15 protein-coding genes are annotated in these 16,276 nt (G+C 67.2%); 6 read left to right on the forward strand and 9 right to left on the reverse strand.

What is annotated here, in order from left to right; genetic code table 11:
* Positions 1-73: 73 nt before the first annotated feature.
* The 9 genes from MTR65_RS12920 to MTR65_RS12960 are packed head-to-tail and all read right to left on the reverse strand — an operon-like array spanning position 74 to position 9,596.
* Complete coding sequence (locus tag MTR65_RS12920; protein ID WP_243800842.1) at positions 74-1,321, reverse strand: MFS transporter; 1,248 nt, start codon at positions 1,319-1,321, stop codon at positions 74-76.
* Positions 1,322-1,356: 35 nt separating this feature from the next.
* The gene (locus MTR65_RS12925) at positions 1,357-2,430 is read right to left on the reverse strand and encodes a phosphotransferase (protein WP_243800847.1); all 1,074 of its coding nucleotides are present in this window, start codon (positions 2,428-2,430) and stop codon (positions 1,357-1,359) included.
* Entirely contained in the window at positions 2,427-3,590 is a 1,164-nt protein-coding gene (locus tag MTR65_RS12930; protein WP_243800848.1) for an acyl-CoA dehydrogenase family protein, read from the reverse strand. Before MTR65_RS12930 ends, MTR65_RS12925 begins: the two co-directional genes overlap by 4 nt.
* Positions 3,591-3,630: 40 nt before the next feature.
* Complete coding sequence (locus MTR65_RS12935) at positions 3,631-4,386, reverse strand: SDR family NAD(P)-dependent oxidoreductase (protein WP_243800887.1); 756 nt, start codon at positions 4,384-4,386, stop codon at positions 3,631-3,633.
* Between the two features lie 18 nt (positions 4,387-4,404).
* On the reverse strand, positions 4,405-5,592 hold the full coding sequence (locus MTR65_RS12940; RefSeq protein ID WP_243800849.1) for an acyl-CoA dehydrogenase family protein: 1,188 nt from the start codon (positions 5,590-5,592) through the stop codon (positions 4,405-4,407).
* A gap of 31 nt (positions 5,593-5,623) precedes the next feature.
* Positions 5,624-6,574, reverse strand: coding sequence for a hydroxymethylglutaryl-CoA lyase (locus tag MTR65_RS12945; protein WP_243800850.1), 951 nt, complete (start codon positions 6,572-6,574; stop codon positions 5,624-5,626).
* Between the two features lie 15 nt (positions 6,575-6,589).
* On the reverse strand, positions 6,590-7,360 hold the full coding sequence (locus MTR65_RS12950; RefSeq protein ID WP_243800852.1) for an enoyl-CoA hydratase-related protein: 771 nt from the start codon (positions 7,358-7,360) through the stop codon (positions 6,590-6,592).
* A 15-nt stretch (positions 7,361-7,375) separates the two neighbouring features.
* A complete protein-coding gene (gene kce, locus MTR65_RS12955; RefSeq protein ID WP_243800854.1) occupies positions 7,376-8,344 on the reverse strand; it encodes a 3,5-dioxohexanoate:acetyl-CoA acetone transferase in 969 nt (322 codons plus the stop codon).
* Between the two features lie 10 nt (positions 8,345-8,354).
* Positions 8,355-9,596, reverse strand: coding sequence for an acetyl-CoA hydrolase/transferase family protein (locus tag MTR65_RS12960; RefSeq protein WP_243800857.1), 1,242 nt, complete (start codon positions 9,594-9,596; stop codon positions 8,355-8,357).
* A gap of 307 nt (positions 9,597-9,903) precedes the next feature.
* Between MTR65_RS12960 and MTR65_RS12965 the strand changes: the two genes are divergently transcribed.
* The 6 genes from MTR65_RS12965 to MTR65_RS12990 are packed head-to-tail and all read left to right on the forward strand — an operon-like array spanning position 9,904 to position 16,204.
* Positions 9,904-11,073, forward strand: a complete 1,170-nt coding sequence (locus tag MTR65_RS12965) for a thiolase C-terminal domain-containing protein (RefSeq protein ID WP_243800860.1) — start codon at positions 9,904-9,906, stop codon at positions 11,071-11,073.
* A complete protein-coding gene (locus MTR65_RS12970; RefSeq protein WP_243800862.1) occupies positions 11,070-11,483 on the forward strand; it encodes a Zn-ribbon domain-containing OB-fold protein in 414 nt (137 codons plus the stop codon). The genes MTR65_RS12965 and MTR65_RS12970 overlap by 4 nt, the downstream gene beginning before the upstream one ends.
* Positions 11,480-12,721, forward strand: coding sequence for a CaiB/BaiF CoA transferase family protein (locus MTR65_RS12975; protein WP_226635421.1), 1,242 nt, complete (start codon positions 11,480-11,482; stop codon positions 12,719-12,721). Before MTR65_RS12970 ends, MTR65_RS12975 begins: the two co-directional genes overlap by 4 nt.
* Before the next feature lie 11 nt (positions 12,722-12,732).
* Positions 12,733-14,205, forward strand: a complete 1,473-nt coding sequence (locus MTR65_RS12980; protein WP_243800864.1) for an aldehyde dehydrogenase — start codon at positions 12,733-12,735, stop codon at positions 14,203-14,205.
* Positions 14,195-14,545: a carboxymuconolactone decarboxylase family protein gene (locus MTR65_RS12985; RefSeq protein ID WP_243800866.1), complete on the forward strand. Its 351-nt coding sequence runs from the start codon at positions 14,195-14,197 to the stop codon at positions 14,543-14,545. Before MTR65_RS12980 ends, MTR65_RS12985 begins: the two co-directional genes overlap by 11 nt.
* 42 nt (positions 14,546-14,587) lie before the next feature.
* Positions 14,588-16,204 (forward strand): carboxylesterase/lipase family protein, encoded by a 1,617-nt coding sequence (locus MTR65_RS12990; RefSeq protein ID WP_243800869.1) that lies wholly within the window; start codon positions 14,588-14,590, stop codon positions 16,202-16,204.
* Positions 16,205-16,276: the final 72 nt, after the last annotated feature.

Raw genomic sequence — 16,276 nt, forward strand, 5'->3', positions numbered from 1 at the left:
ATGAAAAGGATGTGGTCGTCCATTTTGGGGTCAAGGGGCGATTGCCCCCTGAAAACATCCTTCGATCTTTCCTTCAGGAAAGGGTGTCGCGCCTCTGGTCGGGGATCGGCAGCCAGCGCCCGACCAGCACGCTGCCAAGGCCCAGCACAGCCAGCGCGAACAGGCTGACGAGCGTTCCGGCCGCATCGGCAAGGAGCCCGCTGATCCAGCTGCCCGTTGCAACACCGGAGAAGACCGCCATCTGGTAGAGCGAAAGCGTGCGTCCCCCGATACGGCGGGGCGAGGCCATCTGGATCGTGGTGTTGAAGATCGAGAGGGCCAGGACCCAACCCGCGCCCGACAGCGCCAGCGCGCTCATGGTGAGGGGCACGAAGGGGCTGAAGGCGACCAGCAGGTTGCTCAGCGCCAGGAGCACGATGCACCCGCGCAGGATCACTTCGCCCCCCAGCTTGCGGCGGACCCGCGCCCCAAGCAGCGCCCCGCCCAGCGCGCCGACGCCGAAGCTGGCGTAGAGCGTGCCGTAAAGGTCCGGACCGCCCGCAAGGACCCGGCTCGCCACCAGCGGGATCAGCGCCTGCAAGCCGCTGAAGGCCGCGGTAAAAAGCATGGCGCGCAGGATCGAGGCCTTGATCGGCGGGGTTTCCAGCGCAAAGCGAAAGCCCTGGCCGATGGCTCCGATCAGCGGTTCCGCCAACGGTGGCTGCGCGCGTCCATCCTCGCCGAAGTCCGGCCGCCAGCGATAGAGGACGAGCATCAGCAAAAGCGCAATGGCCGCGGCCACGAGGTAGTTCGAGGCCACCCCGCTCACCGCCAGAAGCAGCCCGCCAGCGGCCGGGCCGACACTGCGCGCAACGTTGAGCCCGACCGCGTTGGCCAGCACCGCTTCGGGCAGGCGCTCGCGCGGGACGGTGTCGCTGACCGAGGCCATGAAGGCAGGGCCGTTGAAGGCAAGGCTGCTTCCAGCCAGGAACATGCAGGCCAGCACGACAGGGGCGCTCGACCAGCCCTGCGCACTTGCAAAGGCCAGCACCAGGGCGACGGCGCACAGGACAAGCTGCGCCCCGATCATCACCTTGCGCCGATCGAAGGCATCGCAGATCGCGCCTGAGAGCGGCGAGATCAGCATGAGCGGGAGGCTGAGCGCGGTCTGCACGAGGGCCACCAGCTGGGGCGAGGCGTCCTGTTCAACCAGCGCCCAGGACGCGCCGACCGATTGCACCAGAACGGCCGCGTTGCAGGCGAGGTTTGCAAACCACAAGGCGCGGTAGGCCGGGAAGGCGAAGGGGGAACGGGGTGGCGAACGAAAGGGCTCGGCGCCCATGGGAGGTCCTTTGTTGAGCGCGTGGGCCTTCGGGCTCAGCGCGCGGCGCGGCGGGTCTGCTGCCAGGTCAGTTCGATCAGTTCGGGAAGGACGTCAACCCGCGCCTTGGCCTGCGCGCTGGCCGCATTGCCCCGCAGATAACGCCCCTTGATGCCATGAAAGATCGCGGCGAGCCGGAAGAAATTGAACGCCACGTAGTAATCGTAGTGGGGCATCCCCTCCCGCCCGGTGCGGCGGCAATAGGCAGCCAGATACTCGTCCTCGCTCGGGATACCCGGACGGGTGAGGCCCTCGCCGGCCAGGCCCGCCACGATGTGTGGGGGCATGCGGTACATCATCGCGTTGTAGGCAAAGTCCACCGCCGGATCGCCCAGCGTCGCCAGCTCCCAGTCGAGCACGGCCAGAACGCGCGGCTCGGTGGGATGGAAGATCATGTTGTCGATGCGCATGTCGCCGTGAACGATGCTCGTGCGCGCATCCTGCTCCGAGGGCATGTTGGCGTTGAGCCAGTCGATCACCTTGTCGAGCGTAGCGTCGGGCCCCGCGTCCTCATCGGCAAGGTACTGCTTCGTCCAGCGGCTGACCTGACGTTCCAGGTAATTGCCCGGACGGCCGAAATCCTCCAGCCCCGCCGCCACGTAGTCGACGTTGTGCAGGTCCGCGAGCGCGCCGTTCATCGCATCGAACAGGGCGCTGCGCTCGGCCGCGTCGACTTCGGGCACGGAGGCGTCCCAGAAGATGCGCCCCTCGACCATGTCCATGACGTAGAACCAGGTGCCGATCACGGCATCGTCGGTGCACAGGCCGAAGACGCGCGGGACGGGATAACCAGCGGTCGCAAGCCCTGTCAGGACGCGCGCCTCGCGGTCGACCGCGTGCGCGCCCTTCAGGAGCACGCCGGGCGGCTTGCGGCGCAGCACGTAGCTGCGCGCAGGCGTGTCGAGCCGGTAGGTCGGGTTCGACTGGCCGCCCTTGAACTGGCGCACGCGAAGCGGCCCCCGGTAGCCTTCGACATGCGCCTCCAGCCAGGCTTCGAGGCGGGGCTCGTTGAAGGTGTAGCCTTCGCGCACCGCCGTGGTGCCAAGGTTGTCCTCGCCCTGCGTGCTCATGTGCGGCTCACGTGCTGCTTCTTGATCTTCTTGGCGAGCGACCACTTGTGGACCTCGGTCGGACCGTCATAGATCCGGAAAGCGCGCACTTCGCGGAAGATCTGCTCCACCACGGTGTCGCCCGAGACGCCCGAGCCGCCCATCACCTGTACGCTGCGATCGGCAATGCGCATCAAGGCCTCGCTCACCGCGACCTTGGTCATCGAGCTTTCGGTGGTACCGTGCGCGCCGGTATCGAGAACACCGGCGCACCAGTCGATCATCAACTCGCTCTGGCGCAGGTCGATCTCGTTCTCGGCAAGCATGAAGCCCACCCCCTCGTGGTCGACAAGGAGCTTGCCGAAGGCCTTGCGGGTGCAGGCATAGCGCGTGGCGATCTCGTGCGCGCGGCGGGCCGAGCCGTGCCAGCGCATGCAGTGCGACAGGCGCGCCGGCGAAAGGCGCACCTGCGCATAGCGAAAGCCCTCGCCAGCCTCGCCCAGCATCTGGTCGGCGGGCACGCGCAGGTTCTCGATGGCGACGACGGCGTGGCCGCCGGGCATCGAACTGTCGATGGTGTCGAGCACGCGCTCGATGCGAATGGCGGGATCGGGCAGGTCGACGAGGAACATGCAGGCCCCTTCCTCGGCCTTGGCCATGACGATGCCGACCTTTGCCCCTTGCGCGCCGGTGATGAAGGCCTTGCGCCCGTTGATGACCCAGTGGTTGCCATCGAGGTGGCAGGTGGTCTGCATCATCGTCGGGTCCGAGCCCGCGCCACCGTCCTCGGCGGGTTCGGTCATGAAGAAGGCGCTGCGCGCCTCGCCCGACACGAGCGGCGCGAGAAAGCGCGCCTTCTGATCGGGGCTGGCGACCTTGCCCAGCAGGAACATGTTGCCTTCATCGGGCGCCATGGTGTTGAGCGCGACCGGCCCCAGGGGCGAGAGCCCGGAGGCGCGCAGCACCTTGGCCGTATCGACTTGCGAGAGGTGCGAACCATCCGCGAGGATATGCGGGGTCATCAGCCCCGCCTCGCGCGCCAGCGCGCGCATTTCGGCGACCAGGTCCTCGCTCGGGCCGTGTCCGTGCGTCTCGATGCGCGGATCGCTCTCGAAGGGAACGATCGTCTCGCGCACGAAGGCTTCGACCTTCTGGGCGAGCTCCTCTCCGGTTTGCGTCATGGTCTTGGGGTCCTTCGCGAATTCAGGGATGGGAGGGGGCTCACAAGGTGGAGACGAGATGGCCGCCGTCGATCTCGAGGACGGAGCCGGTCATGTAGCTGGAGGCCTCACAGGCGAGCAGGAGCAGCGCCCCGTCAAGCTCTTCGGGCTGGCCAAGACGCCGTTGCGGGATGCGGCGCAGCATGGCCTTGCCCGCCTCGCTCTCCCAGAATTCGGCGTTGAGATCGGTCGCGATGTAGCCGGGCGCAAGCGCGTTGACGCGAATGCCATAGCGCGCCCATTCGAGCGCCAGCGTGCGGGTGAGCTGGATCGCGCCCGCCTTGGAGACGGCGTAGGAGACCACCCCGCCCGCCTGGCGCAGGCCCAGGATCGAGGCGATGTTGATGATCGAACCACCCTTCCCGCGCGCTTTCATGGCGCCTGCCACAGCCTGTGAGACAAGGAACATGCCCTTGAGATTGGTGTCGATCACCGCGTCCCAGTCGGCCTCGGGGTGGGTCAGCGCGGCGCCGTCGCGCACGATGCCGGCGTTGTTGACGAGGATGTCGACCTGGCCGGTGAGGTCGCCCAGAGCGGCGATGCTGGCAGGATCAGCCACGTCGAGCGCGACCGTCTCGCACAGGCCGTCCTCAGCACAGATCTCCCCGGCCACGCCTTCCAGCGCCTCGGCCCGGCGCGCGCCGATTACGACCTTGGCCCCGCGGCGCGCCAGTACCTGCGCAAAGTGGGCGCCCAGCCCGCCCGAGGCCCCGGTGACGAGAGCGACCTTTCCCGACAGATCGAACAGGTTCTCCATACGCCTCACGCTCCTTCGTCAGTAGGACTTGGGAAGGCCGAGCACGCGCTCGGCAATGAAGCACATGATGAGTTCGCGGCTAACGGGCGCGATGCGCGGCAGCATCACTTCGCGCAGGTAGCGCTCGACATGGTATTCCTTGGAATAGCCCATGCCGCCATGCGTGCGCACGGCCTGGTCGCAGGCCTCGAAGGCGGCGTCCGCGGCAAGAAACTTGGCGCTGTTGGCCTCGGCCCCGCAGGACTTGCCACCATCGTAGAGACGCGCGGCGTGCCAGATCATCAGGTCGGCGGCCTCCAGCGCCATCCAGTTCTGCGCCAGTGGGTGCTGGATCGACTGGTTCTTGCCGATCTGGCGGCCAAAGACGACGCGCTCGTTGGCATAGTCCACCGCCTTCGCCAGCGCGCGGCGCCCGACGCCCACGGCCTCGGCGGCCACCAGGATGCGTTCGGGGTTGAGGCTGTCGAGCAGGTAGCGAAAGCCCTTGCCCTCCTCGCCGATGCGGTCTTCCTCGGGCACTTCGAGGCCATCAATGAAGATCGAGTTGGAATCGACCGCCGCCCGGCCCAGCTTCTCGATGCCCGTGATGGCGATGCGGCGCCGGTCGAGGTCGGTGTAGAACAGGGTCATGCCATCGGTCGGCTTGGCGCACTGTTCGATGGGCGTGGTGCGGGTGAGGAGCAGGATGCGGTTGGCCTGCTGGGCGGTCGAGGTCCACACCTTCTGCCCGTTGACCACGTACTTCGTGCCCTGCTTCACCGCACGGGTGGTGATGTGCGTGGTGTCGAGCCCGGCATCGGGTTCAGTCACGCCGAAAGCCACCTTGTCGCGCCCTTCGACAAGCGCAGGGATGAAGCGCTCCTTCTGCTCCTGCGTGCCGTGGTTGAGGATCGGGTGGGGCCCGAAGAGGTTGATGTGGATGGTCGAGGCCGCGGCCATGACACCAGCCGAATTCGCCACGGTCTGCATCATCAGCGCGGCATCGGTCACGCCCAGCCCGGCGCCGCCGAATTCCTCGGGCATGGTGATGCCCAGCCACCCGGCATCGGCCATGGCGGTGTGGAATTCATGGGGGAACTCGTGCTTGCGCTCCTTTTCGAGCCACCAGTCATCGTCGAACCGGTCGCACACCGCGCGCACCGAGTCGGCGATCTGGACCCGTTCTTCGCTCCACTCGATACCGGCGGGCAGTTCGTCGATCCGCATTGTCGCTAGTCCTTGAACATGAAGGCGCGCGTCAGGCGCGCGCAGGATTTGGTTGAAACAGGCCCGCCTTGGCGAGCCGGGAGGGAAGCGGGCGGCCCACGATCCGTTCGGCCAGCGCGACGACCTCGACGAGGCGCGCCAGGTCGATGCCGGTGGCCAGCCCCATGGATTCGCACAGAAGCACCAGCTCCTCGGTCGCGATATTGCCGGCAGCGGCCGCGTTGCCCGCAAAGGGGCAGCCACCAAGGCCTCCGACCGAGGCGTCGAAGCGCGAGGCGCCCATTTCGAGCCCGGCCAGTGCGCAGGCGAGGCCAAGGCCGCGCGTGTCGTGCAAGTGCAGCGCGATGGGTTGGTCGGGCCAGCGTTCGCGCACGGCCCCCATCGCGCGGCGCACCGCCTCGGGCGTGGCCGAGCCGATGGTGTCGCACAAGGTGACGTGGCTGGGCGTGTGTCCGCGCGCGGCGAGCAGATCGAGCAGAGGGGCGGTGCGTTCCACCACCCGGGCCGGGTCGATGGCGCCTTCGTAATTGCAGCCAAAGGCGGTGAAGATATAAACCGGACCGTTCTTCAAGCCATGGGCTTCGAACAGGTCGAGCATCTGCTCCTGTTCGGCAAGGTACTGCTCGGGCGTGCGGTTGTTGTTCTTGAACAGGAACGTGTCCGAGGCGCTGGCGCTGAGCGTCGCCATCAGGTCGAGCCCGCTGTTGGCCGCGCGCAGGAACCCGTTCTTGCTCAGCCACATGCCGCGGTAGCGCACGCCCTCCTTGCGGTGCACGGTGGCGGCGATTTCCTCGGCATCGGCCATCTGCGGCATGACCTTGCGGCTCACGAACGAGGCGCAGTTGATCTCGGCAAGGCCGGTTTCGGCCAGCGCCTCGATGAGTTCGAGCTTGGCGGCAACGGGAATGCCAGGCGGTTCGGCCTGAAAGCCTTCGCGCGGGCCTTCCTCGAGGATTTCGACGAAACGGGGCAGATCGCTCATGGGGATTCTCCTCGCCTACTTTCCGGTCCAGACCGGCGCGCGCTTCTCGCGGAAGGCGGCCAGCCCCTCGGCGGCGTCCTGGGTGAGCGGGATCAGCGCGACCTGGCCTTCCATGTGGGCGAGCGCCTGCTCCACGCTCATGTCGGCAATCGCGCGCAGGGCGTGCTTGCCAAGCCGGATCGCGGTGGGCGACTTGTCGACGAGGCGGGCGAGCAGCCAGTCCACCTTGGCGTCGAGTTCCTCAGGCTCCACCACGTAGTTGACGAGGTCGATGGCCAGCGCCTCATCCGCGCTGATCGGCTCGCCGGTGAAACACATCTCGGCAAAGCGGCGGCGCGGGATCAGCGATTGCAGCAGCGCGGCAACCTGCATCGGAAACAGCCCCACCTTGACTTCGGGCAGGCCGAAACGTGCCGTGTGGGAGGCCACGGCCATGTCGGACATGGCGAGGAGGCCCATGCCGCCTGCCAGGCACCAACCCTGCACCCGCGCGATGAGCGGGACCGGCAGGCGGGCAGCCGCGCGCAGGAGATCGGCGTAGACGGTCGTCGGCCTGTGATGCTGGGGCCCGAAGCTTGCCGCCTCGCCGCCAAGATCGGCGCCCGAACAGAACGCCTTGTCTCCGCTCCCGGTCAGAACCACCGCGCGGATCGGCGAGGCGTGGTCGATGGCTGCGAATTCGCGCGTGAGGGCGCGCATCGTCGGCTCGTCGATGGCGTTACGCTTTTCGGGCCGGTCAATGATGAGGCGAAGGACGTTGCCGTCGATCTCGCGAAGGAGGCTCATCGTGCGCGGCTCCCATCAGAAATTGACATTGTCGCCGCCTTTCAGTTGCAGCATCGCGCGCGCCTCGTCGGGGGTCGCGATCTCGAGGCCGAGGTTTTCGAGGAGGCCGCGCACCATGCGCACCTGCTCGGCGTTGCTGGTGGCCATGCGGCCCTTGCCGCCCCACAGCGAATCCTCCAGCCCCACGCGCACGTTCCCTCCATTGACCACCGCCTGCGTCGCAATCGGCATCTGGTTGCGCCCGGCGCCCAGCACCGACCAGCGATAGTCCTCGCCGAACAGGCGATCCGCGGTGCGCTTCATGTGCAGCACGTCCTCGGGGTGGCCGCCGATGCCGCCCAGGATGCCGAACACGCTCTGGATGAAGAAGGGCGGCTTGATCAGGCCGCGCTCGGCAAAGTGGGCGCAGGTATAGAGGTGCCCGATGTCGTAGCACTCCACCTCGAAGCGGGTGCCGTTCTCGGCGCAGCTGGTCAGGATGGTCTCGATATCATCGAAGGTATTGCGGAAGATCCGTCCGCTCGATCCTTCGAGGTAGGGACGCTCCCAGTCGTGCTGGAAATCCTTGAAGCGGCCCAGCATCGGGAACAGGCCGAAGTTCATTGAGCCCATGTTAAGCGAGGCGACCTCGGGCTTGTAGTGCATCGCGGGCGCAAGACGTTCCTGCGTCGTCATCAGGGTGGAGCCGCCGGTCGTCACGTTGATGACGACGTTGCTCGCCTGCTTGATGACGGGGAGGATGTGTTCGTAGGCTTCGACCGACTGGTCCGGCTCGCCGGTTCTGGGGTTGCGCGCGTGGAGGTGAACAATCGAGGCCCCGGCCTCGGCAGCCTCGATCGCCGAATGCGCGATCTCGGAGGGTGTCACCGGCAAGTGCGGCGACATCGAGGGGGTATGGATCGAGCCAGTGATGGCGCAGGTGACGATCACCTTGCGCGACGTCTTGGCCGGATGGGGTTTTGCCGGGCTGGCTGTGGTGGTCATGTTCGGGTCCTCATCCCAGCTCGATGGCCTGCGCCATCAGGTCTTCGCGGTGGTCGGGGTGGGCGATCTGCGCCAGCGCAATGGCCCGCTCGCGCACCGACAGATTGCGCAGGTCCGCAACGCCATGTTCGGTCACCACGCGCTGCACGAAGGTACGCGAAATCGTCACGATCTCGGAATCGAGGCGCCTGACGATGCGCGAGGCGCCCTTGTTGGTGGTGGAGCGCAGGCCAATCACGCTGGTCGTGCCTGCAACCTGCCCGGCCATCGCGAAATCGACGCTGCCGCCAATCGCGCCCGCCTGCTTGCCGCCCAGCGTCTCGCAATTGACCTGGCCGAACAGGTCGATCTCCAGCGCCGAGTTGATCGAGAAGATGTTGCCGCGCGCCACGAAGCTTTCGGGCGTGTGCGTGGTGGAGGCATCGGCCAGCGCGATGGCGGGATTACCGTCCACCCAGTCGTAGAAGGCCCGGGTGCCCAGGATGTCGCCAACGAAGGCCTTGGGATCGGCCTTGCGGCAGCATCCCGCCTCGATCAGCTGCATGGCGCTGTCGGTGACCATGGAGATGATCGAAAGGTCGCGGCAGCCCCGTTCGATCATCGCCTCGACCGCCGCGCCCGGAATGCCGCCAATGCCGAACTGGAGCGTAGCCCCGTCCTCGACGAAGCCCGCGATAGTGCGGCCGATCTCCTGGTCGATGGCATCGACGGGGCGGAACGGAAACTCGATCAGCGGGACCTCGTCCTCGACGATGATGTCGAAGGCTTCCCCGGCGACGAGGCTGTCGCCCCGTGTGCGCGGCATCGCGGGATTGACCTGCGCGATCACGGTCTTGGCATTATTGATGAGCGCGCGCGCGACAGTGGCGTTGACGCCAAGGCTGTAGTTGCCCTGTTCGTCGGGCGCGCTCACCTGAATGAGCCCGACGTCGATCGGCACCTCGTTGAGGAAGCGCCCGGTTTGCGCCCAGGTCAGCGGAAGATACTCCGCCTTCACGTCGGCGGCCGTCTTGCGCAGCAAGGTCCCCGGCATGAACCAGGTCTTGAAGCGGATCTTGCCCGCAGCAGGCCCTTTCAGGAAGTCGTAGCCCGAAAGCAGCATGCCCGAATAGACGGTGATCTCGTCCAGCGCCTCGGCGCGCGCCCACAGCGCGCGGGTCAGCGCCTGCGGCTCGGCCGAAAGATGGGGGAAGGCCACCGTCATGCCGCTCTCGACGTGCGCGAGCGCTTCACGGGCCGTCATCGTCTTCATCGCGTTCCTCTCCGGGACCGGTCGTGCTGCGCCGGTCGCGCTGTTCTTGCTCCTTCGTGGTTAGCGCGATTTGCAGGTCCCGCCACAGCCCTCCTGAACGGAAAGGAGTATTCCGGCAGACGCAAAGACACGCTTGCCACCAAGCCACGGGGATACCCTGTGAAACGCCGCCGCGCGGGAAAGTCATTCGCGGCCAGTGCAACGGCCCGGCGCTTTATCGACCGCACAAGCTGGGGCACAACGAGGGCACTAACCGGACCCGGTCCCAGCTCTGGGGCACAGGTCCTTTAAAGATGGATTGGCGAGAGTGACGACAAGTATCGCAGGGATCGGTCAAACCGAATTCTCGGTCCGCTCCGGGCGCAGCGAACTGCAGCTCGCGATCGAGGCGATCAAGGCCGCCGTGGCCGACGCAGGGATCGACATCGACGAGATCGACGGGCTGGTGCGCTACACCTGGGACAACACGACCGAGGCCGCGATCCTCAACGCGCTGGGCCTGCCGCGCCTCACCTACTATGGCGAGACCGAGTTTGGCGGGGTCAACTGCTGCGGCGCGATCGCGCAGGCCTGCGCCGCGATCGAGGCGGGGCTCGCCTCGTGCATTGTCTTCTACCGCGCGCTGAACGCCCGTTCGGGCACTCGCTATGGCCGGGGCGACCGCATTCTGTCCGAAGAGAACGGCCAGCTCGTCAACCGCCAGATGGAGCCGCCCGGCGATGTCTACTCGGCGCCGTTCGGCCTCCTCGTGCCCGGGCAGCACCACGCCCTCTACGCGCGCGCCTACCTCGACCACTATGGCCTGAGCGATGATCAGTGCGCCGAGATGCTGGGCGCCATCGCGGTCACCCAGCGCGCCTATGCCAACGCTAATCCGCGCGCCCTCCTGCGCGAGCGCGAACTGACCATGGAGCAGTACCTCGCCGGACGCATCATTTCCGAACCCTTGCGTCTCTACGACTACTGCCTCGAAACGGACGGGGCGATGGCCATTGTCATCACCTCCAAGGAGAAGGCCAAGAGCCTGCGCTCGCGCACGGTCGACGTGCTGGCTGCCCAGCAATACGTCCATCCCGGCTCGGTCCCGATGTTCCTCTACGCCGAGGACACCCACCGCCTCGTGCCGCCCGAAGCCGGGGAGATCCTGTTCCGGCGCGCAGGTGTGAGCGCGCAGGAAATCGACGTCGCCATGTTCTACGATGCCACCTCGATCATGGTGCCCATGGCGCTGGAGGATTTCGGCTTCGTCGAGCGCGGCGGGGCGCATGATTTCCTGACCTCGGGCGGCAATGGCCCGGGCGGACGCCTGCCCATCAACACCCATGGCGGGCTCCTGTCCGAGGGCTACTTCCACGGGCTCAACTCGATTGCCGAAGCCGTGCGCCAGCTGCGCGGCGAATCCCCCAACCAGGTCGATTGCGAGACTGCCTTCATGACACTTCGCGGTGCCAGCTCGATGATCCTGGGGCGCGCATGAACATCGTACGCCCCGCCGACGAGCTTCTCGATCAGCCGTTCTGGCGCCACCTGGCCGCCGGACAGCTTCACCTCAACGCCTGCGAGGCCTGTGGCGCATTTCGCCATCCCCCTGGCCCCTGCTGTCCCAAGTGCCGCCACATCGGTGAGCACTGGGCCCCGGTTTCGGGCCGCGCCACGCTCCAGTCCTACACCACCGTGCGCCATCCCGTGCACGACCGGCTGACCAGCGCGGTGCCCTATGTCGTCACGCTCGTGCGCCTCGCCGAAGGGCCGCGCATGATCAGCGGCATTCCGCCTGGTGAACGCTACGACCTGAAGGTCGGCCTGGAACTGGAGTGCAAGGTGATTTCCTACGACGCGCGCTTCGCCCTTCCCTTCTTCGTTCCCGTCGCACAGGTGCAGCCATGATCTCCTCGATGATCCCGTGCGATCCCGATGCCGCCCCGGCGCTGGAAGGTATCCGCGTCCTCAGCCTCGAATGCTTCATCGCTGGCCCCACCACCTCGATGTGGCTCGCCGACATGGGTGCGGAAGTCATCAAGATCGAGCAGCCCGGCCATGGCGAGCCCTGCCGCACGATCGCGCCCAAGAAGAACGACGCGCACGGGCAGCCCCGCAGCCTGGGTCTCCTGCGCGCCAACCGAAACAAGAAGAGCCTGACCCTCGATCTCAAGAGCGAGGAAGGCAAAGCGGTGTTCGAGAAGCTCCTGGCCGAGGCCGACGTGCTGCTCGACAACCTCAGCCCCGAAGCGGTTGCCCGCATGGGCTTCACCTGGGAGCGGCTGCAGGCGATCAACCCCAGGCTGATCTACACCACGATTTCGGGCTTTGGCCGCTCGGACATGTCGCAAGGTCCCTACCAGCACTGGCCCGCCTTCGACATCGTCGGGCAGGCCATGGCGGGCCTCATGCAGCGGCCCGAGCGTACCGGCACCGACCCGGCCTATCTCGGCTTCCCGCTGGCCGACATCCAGGTTGGTATCGTCGCGGTCACCGGCACGCTCCAGGCCCTGTTCCAGCGCACGCGCACCGGCAAGGGACAGCGCGTGGACGTGGCCATGTACGATGCCGCCCTTGCCATGAACGAGCTGGCCATGATCCTCAACACGGCCATGGGCATCGTGCCCGAGCCGGGCCTTCATGCGCTGAGCTATCCCTTCGGCACCTTCCGCGCCCGCGACGGGTCGGTCGTCATCGCGGTGCTGGGCGAAAAGATCTGGGCCCGCTTCTGCGAGGCGATCGGACGCCCCGAACTCGGCAGCGATGAACGCCTGCAAAGCGGGGTCGAGCGCAACGCCCATGCCCACTGGCTGACCCCCCTCATCAACGAATGGCTGGCCGAGCGCGACCGCGACGAAGTCGTGCCCTACCTCATCGCCAAGGGCGTTCCGGCGGCTCCCATCCAGGACGTGGATGACATCGCCAAATGCCCGCAGGTGGCCGCGCGCGAGATGCTGATGGAAATCGAGGACCCGGCCTGGGGCCCGGTCCGGGTCACCGGACAACCGATCAAGACCAGCGGCTCGCCCCCGCCACGCCGCGATCCGCCCCCCAGCCTGGGCCAGCACTCCGAGGAAATCCTGCGCGAAATCCTGGGCATGGATGCTGGCCAGATCGATGGCTTGCGCGCCGCCGGTATCGTGTAAGAGATCAGGACATGAGCGAACACACCCTCACCTTGCGCCATCCCGATCGCCTCTTCATCGGCGGCGAATGGGTGGCCCCTTCGACCGGGCGGACCATTCCCGTCATCGCCTCGCACGACGAGAGCACCGTCTATACGGTGGCCGAAGGCGTGGAAGCGGACATCGAACGTGCGGTCGCCGCCGCGCGCACCGCGTTCGACGAAGGGCCCTGGCCGCGCCTCTCCCATGCCGAGCGGGCCGACTGGATGCGCCGCATCGCCGACGCCTTCGAAGCCCGTTCACGCGAATTCGCGCTCACCTGGACGCTGGAATCAGGCGTGCTCTTCTCGGCCGCGTGCGAACGTATCGGCGGGGCCATGGCGCGTCCTTTCCGGATCTACGCGGACTACGCCGAGAGCTTCGCCTGGCGTGAGCGGCACCGGCATATTTCGGGCATGGAGGCGCAGCTGGTGCGCGAACCGGTCGGCACGGTCGCGGCCATCGTGCCGTGGAACGGTCCCGGTCCCCTCATGGCCCAGAAGTGCGCGCCCGCGCTGATCGCGGGCTGCACCGTCGTCGTCAAACCCTCGCCCGAGGCGCCGGGCGCAGCCTATCTCTTCGCCGAGATCTGCGAGGACATCGGCCTTCCCGCAGGCGTCATCAACGTCGTCATGGCCGACCGCGCCGCATCCGAGGCGCTGGTCCGCCATCCCGGCATCGACAAGATCACCTTCACCGGCTCGACCGGCGCAGGCCGCGCTATCGCCTCGGCAAGTGGCGAACGCATTGCCCGCTTCACGCTGGAACTTGGCGGCAAGTCGCCCGCCGTAGTGCTCGACGACTACGACCTTGATGCCGCCGCCCAGACGATTGCCGCGGGCTGCAGCTTCCTGACCGGACAGGTCTGCCACAGCCTCACCCGGGTGATCGTCCACAAGGAGCGCCACGACGCCATGGTCGCAGCGCTCGCCAAGGCGGTCGGTGCGCTCAAGGTCGGCGACCCCTTCGATCCGGCGAGCACCGTGGGTCCCCTCGCCACGCAGCGCCAGCGCGAGGCAGTCGAGGGCTTCATTGCCAGGGCCGTGGAGGAAGGCGCCCAGCTTGCCGTGGGTGGGACGCGGCCCGAAGGGCTGGACACCGGCTTTTACGTAACCCCCACCGTGTTTGGCAACGTGCGCAACGATTCCACGCTGGGGCGCCAGGAGGTCTTCGGCCCCGTTCTCGCCGTGATCCCGGCCGAAAACGAGGCGCACGCGATCCAGCTCGCCAACGACACGATCTACGGCCTCAACGCCTCGGTCTTCACGCACGACCCTGAGGCATTCGGCCGCGTGGCCGCGCAGATCCGTGCCGGTACCGTCGGCCACAACGCCTCGCGCACCGACGCCACGATCAGCTTTGGCGGCTTCAAGCAGTCAGGCCTTGGCCGCGAGGGCGGGATCGAGGGGCTGATGTCGTTCATCGAATCCAAGCTGATCGTACTGGATAGGCCCTATGTCGACTGAGCCCGAACAGAGCCCCGCCATCGCCGAGATCATGCGCGTCTACGAAGCCGTGCCCGAGTTCGAGCGGATCCGGCGCACCGTCCTCATGGGCGACCTGTGGGAACAGAGCGAACTGCCGCCACGTGAGCGCAGCCTTGTCACCTGCGCGCTGCTCGCCGCCTCCAACCGCCGCGACGAGTTGGAATCGCACGTGGCCAAGGCTATCGGGAACGGCGTGACACCCGATGAATTACGCGGGTTGATCGTGCACCTTGCGTTCTACGCCGGTTGGCCTTCGGGTCTGCTGCTGGGACGCGCGGCGCTTCCCTATCTCGAAGGCTCCCCACCGCAGCAGAGCTAACCCTGCCGGTATGTGGCCAGCCCAACAAGGATCCGAACCGTTATGCGACCCACCCGGGCATTCGCCGCCCGCCTGATCGGCACTCTTGTGGGCATGGGCGCGCTCGGCGCCCCGGCAGCCCAGGCGCAGGAACGCCCGCTCCCGCAGGTCCGCGTCGAACAGGGCGCGCTTTCGGGCGTGTCGCAAGGCAAGGTCGAGGCATTCCTCGGCATCCCCTATGCCGCACCGCCTGTCGGCGAGCGTCGCTGGAAGGCCCCTGCCCCCGCATCGGCCTGGGACAATGTACGCGCCGCCGATGCCTTTGGTGCCAGCTGCATCCAGCCCGAAGGCCAGGGCGACTACGGCCCCTGGACCCGCGAATACGTGGTCACGGACAATTTCAGCGAGGACTGCCTCACGCTTAATGTCTGGCGTCCGTCTGTGCAGGCCACCGGGTCGTCGGACGAGACGACCGCGAAAGCTCTGCCGGTGATGGTCTGGATCCATGGCGGCGCCTTCACCTCGGGCTCCTCCGCCGTGCCGATCTACAATGGGCACAACCTCGCCACCCGCGGGATGCTGGTGGTGACCCTGAATTACCGCCTGGGCGCCCTCGGGTTCCTTGCGACCGAGGGCCGGAACGGCCTTTCGGGCAACTTCGGCGTGCTCGACCAGATCGCCGCGCTCGCATGGGTGAAGCGCAACATTGCAGCCTTTGGCGGCAATCCGGACAAGGTGACGATCGTGGGCCAGTCCGCGGGCGGGATGAGCGTCCACACGCTCCTGTCCGCCCCCGCAGCCCGCGGCCTTTTCCACCAGGCCATCGTCGAATCGGGCCTGCCCGCGCCCGGCATGGCCCGCCCCATCGCCGATGCCCGCACGAACGGCAGCGCGTTCCTGGCCGGGCTTGGTGTCTCCAGCGTGGCGCAGGCGCGCCAGCTTCCTGCCCAAAAGCTCCTCCCCGCCCCTGGCGGCGCACCTTTGCGCTTTGGCCCGGTCGTGGACGGCAAGGTGCTGCCCCATGATCCCGGAACGAGCGAAGGCATTGCCGCGTTAGCCGACGTGCCGATGATCGTGGGCATGAACCAGGACGAGAACGTGACCCGGCGTCCCGTCGCTCCCGCGCTCTCCCAGGACGAATGGCACGAAGAGTTCGAGACGAACTTCCCCAATGCCAGCCCGGACCTGGCGGCACTCTACGCCGCCACCAGCGACACCGGCCGCGCCGCTGCGGCGCGCCGGATGCGCTGGCAGCGCGGGCTCGGCGCGCATCTTGTGTGGGCACGCGAACGCCACGCGCACGCGCGTTCCCCCTTCTACACCTATTTCTTCACGCATGCCGAACCGCCGGCCCGGGACGCTCGCGAAGCGGCGCTTTGGGGGGCCTTCCACTCCTCCGAGATCCCCTACCTGTTCGGCACGCTGGGTACGTCTGCGGCCCGGGACTTCGGTTTCGACGACTGGCGCGTGGCGCTGACCATGTCGGACCTGTGGGCCAGCTTCATCACGCGCGGCACGCCCACGTCCACGCTCGCTCCGCGCTGGCCCACCTTCGATCCCGCCGATCCGCGCCTTCTCGTGATCGAGGCATCAAGCCACACCGAACCTTTCATGGACGAGAAGACGCGCCAGATTCTCCTCGACTACGCGCAAGGCACCGGCACACTCAGCATGTTCTGAGGGGGGAAGCGAGCCCTCCCCCGCTTCAGTACGCCACGTTGAGCCCGACGAAAAAGCTGCGCCCGCGTCCCG

This window comes from Novosphingobium mangrovi, from assembly GCF_022818885.1.
Taxonomy (GTDB): domain Bacteria; phylum Pseudomonadota; class Alphaproteobacteria; order Sphingomonadales; family Sphingomonadaceae; genus Novosphingobium; species Novosphingobium mangrovi.